Annotated in this window: 2 protein-coding genes and 1 pseudogene; 2 read left to right on the top strand and 1 reads right to left on the bottom strand. The window is 73.9% G+C overall.

Annotation, left to right across the window (positions count from 1 at the left end; genetic code table 11):
• Nucleotides 1–290, bottom strand: a pseudogene (locus CCN42_RS13720) (hypothetical protein); the annotation flags it as partial.
• Nucleotides 291–543: 253 nt separating this feature from the next.
• Here CCN42_RS13720 and CCN42_RS13725 point away from each other — a divergent pair.
• Both CCN42_RS13725 and CCN42_RS13730 read left to right on the top strand, forming a co-directional pair.
• Nucleotides 544–2,301 carry a glycoside hydrolase family 35 protein gene (locus CCN42_RS13725; protein WP_086735768.1) on the top strand — a complete coding sequence of 586 codons (1,758 nt, stop codon included), beginning with the start codon at nt 544–546 and terminating at the stop codon, nt 2,299–2,301.
• Nucleotides 2,301–2,905 (top strand): beta-galactosidase (locus CCN42_RS13730; RefSeq protein WP_211294699.1); only part of this gene is annotated, 605 nt, incomplete at its 3' end. The genes CCN42_RS13725 and CCN42_RS13730, both read left to right, overlap by 1 nt.

Consider the following 2,905-nt stretch of genomic DNA (forward strand, 5'->3'; position numbering starts at 1 on the left):
AGCAGCGCGGTCGCGGCGAGGGCGGTCGCCGCAGCGCCGGCCGCCAGCAGTCCGGTCGAGCCGTCGCCCTCCGCACCGTCGCCCTCCGGGGCGAACACCGCGATGCCGAACACTCCGCGCACCATCAGCACGGCACCCACGGCGGTGAGTCCGGCGACCCCGGCGGTCATGACGCCGCCGGCCCAGAGCCGGGCGGTGTCGAGCCGGGGCGCGGGCGGGGCCTCGTCCGTGGCGGGGCCGTCGCCGTACGACATCTGCTGCGGACCGTAGGGCTGGTTCGAGGGCTGCACGTTCGTCTCCTCGCTCGGTACGGGTGGGCTATCCGTACCACCTCTCCGTCGCGGCGCTGCCCGCGCTGGCCCGTTCGGGGCACGGCCGGTCACGATGGCCGGAAAGCCCTTTCTCCGCTGCTCCCCGAGGATCTTGACGTCGGTGATGTTACCGGTAACACTCAGGCGCACCGCACCGCACCGCACCGCACCGCACCGCACCGCACCGCACCGCACTCCACCGCACCGCCTCGGCCGAGAGGACCCACCCCCGATGCCCGCCCTGACCACCACCTCCGACGGATTCCTGCTGCACGGCCGGCCGCTGCGGATCATCTCCGGCGCCATGCACTACTTCCGGATCCACCCGGACCTGTGGGCCGACCGCCTGCACAAGGCCCGCCTGATGGGCCTGAACACGGTGGAGACCTACGTGCCGTGGAATCTGCACCAGCCCGACCCGGACGGCCCCGTCGTCCTCGGCGGCATCCTCGACCTGCCCCGCTACCTGGAACTCGCCCGGGCCGAAGGCCTGCACGTGCTGCTCCGCCCGGGCCCGTTCATCTGCGCCGAGTGGGACGGCGGCGGCCTGCCCTCCTGGCTCACCGCCGACCCGGACATCCGGCTGCGCAGCAGCGACCCACGGTTCACCGGTGCCATCGACCGCTACCTGGACCTGCTGCTGCCCCCGCTGCTGCCGCACCTGGCGGCCTCCGGCGGCCCGGTCATCGCCGTCCAGGTCGAGAACGAGTACGGCGCCTACGGCGACGACACCGCCTACCTGACCCACCTGCACCAGGCCTTCCGCTCACGCGGCGTGCAGGAGCTGCTGTTCACCTGCGACCAGGCCATCCCCGAGCACCAGGCGAACGGCAGCCTGCCCGGCACCCTCGCCACCGGCACCTTCGGCAGCCGCGTCGAGGAGAACCTGGCCCGGCTGCGCGCCCACCGGAGTGAGGGGCCGCTGATGTGCACCGAGTTCTGGGTGGGCTGGTTCGACCACTGGGGCGAGGAGCACCACACCCGCAGCGGGGCCGACGCCGCCGCCGACCTCGACCGGCTGCTCGCGGCCGGGGCGTCGGTCAACATCTACATGTTCCACGGCGGCACCAACTTCGGCTTCACCAACGGCGCCAACCACGACCACGCCTACGCCCCCGTCGTCACCTCCTACGACTACGACGCCCCGCTCACCGAGCACGGCGACCCGGGACCGAAGTACCACGCCTTCCGCGAGGTGATCGCCCGCCACGCCCCGGTCCCCGACGAGCCCGTGCCCGCCCCGAGCCGCAAACTCCCGCCGGTCGCCGTCGAGCTGGACCGCCGGGCCCCGCTGCTGCCGTACGCCCTCGCGCACGCCGAGCCGGTCCACGCTCCCCGTGCCCCGCTCACCCAGCACGAGCTGGGGCAGCGCGCCGGCTACGTCCTCTACCGCACCACCGTCCCGGCCGCCGGTGACGGCGTACTCCACTTCACGGGCGGAGTCGGCGACCGCGCCCAGGTCTTCCTCGACGGGGCCCCCGCCGGCGTACTCGAACGCGAACGGCACGAAGAGGCCCTGCCCGTCCGCGTGCCCCGGTCCGGCGCCGCCCTGGAGGTGCTGGTCGAGAACATGGGCGGCGTCAACTACGGCCCCCGCATCGGCGCCCCCAAGGGCCTGCTCGGCCCGGTCCTCCTCGACGGCACCCCGCTCGAAGGCTGGGACTGCCGTCCGCTGCCCCTGGACGACCTCAGCGCCCTCACCCTCGGCCCCGCCCCGGCCACCGGCCCCGCCTTCCACCACGGCACCTTCGAGATCGACGAGGAGGCCGACGCCTTCCTCGCCCTGCCCGGCTGGACCAAGGGCCAGGCCTGGATCAACGGCTTCCACCTCGGCCGCTACTGGAACCGCGGACCGCAGCGCACCCTGTACGTCCCCGCGCCCGTCCTGCGCCCCGGCCGCAACGAGCTGCTCCTGCTCGAACTGCACGCCACCACCACCGGTCGCGCCCAGCTCACCGACACCCCCGACCTCGGACCGGAGAAGCCCTGATGACGACCCAGCCCCAGCACCGGCATCCGCGGCCGCACCGGCTGCGTGTCCCCGCCCCCGGCGCACCCCCGCTCACCGGCCACCTCCCGTTCGCCGACGCCCCCGGTGTCCCCGACCCGATCGAGGTGACCAGCCGGCGGCTCACCCGCGGCGGGCGCCCCTGGTTCCCGGTCTCCGGCGAGTTCCACTACTCGCGCTGTCCGGCGGGGGAGTGGGAGGAGGAACTGCTGAAGATGAAGGCGGGCGGCATCACGGCCGTCGCCGCCTACGTCATCTGGATCCACCACGAGGAGACCGAGGGCCGCGTCCGTTTCGACGGCGACCTCGACCTGCGCCGCTTCGCCGAGCTGTGCGCCCGCCACGGCCTGGACTTCGTCCCCCGCATCGGCCCCTGGGTGCACGCGGAGGTGCGCAACGGCGGCCTGCCCGACTGGCTGCTCGCCCGCGACTGCGTGCCCCGCACCGACGACCCCGCCTACCTGGCACCCGTACGCGCCTGGTACGCGGCGATCGCCGAGCAGCTGCGCGGCCTGGACCGGGCGCACGGCGGCCCGATCGTCGCGATCCAGATCGAGAACGAGCTGTACGACCAGCCCGGCCACCT

The sequence above is a fragment of the Streptomyces glaucescens genome, assembly GCF_002154375.1.
In the GTDB taxonomy this organism is placed as follows: Bacteria; Actinomycetota; Actinomycetes; order Streptomycetales; family Streptomycetaceae; genus Streptomyces; species Streptomyces glaucescens.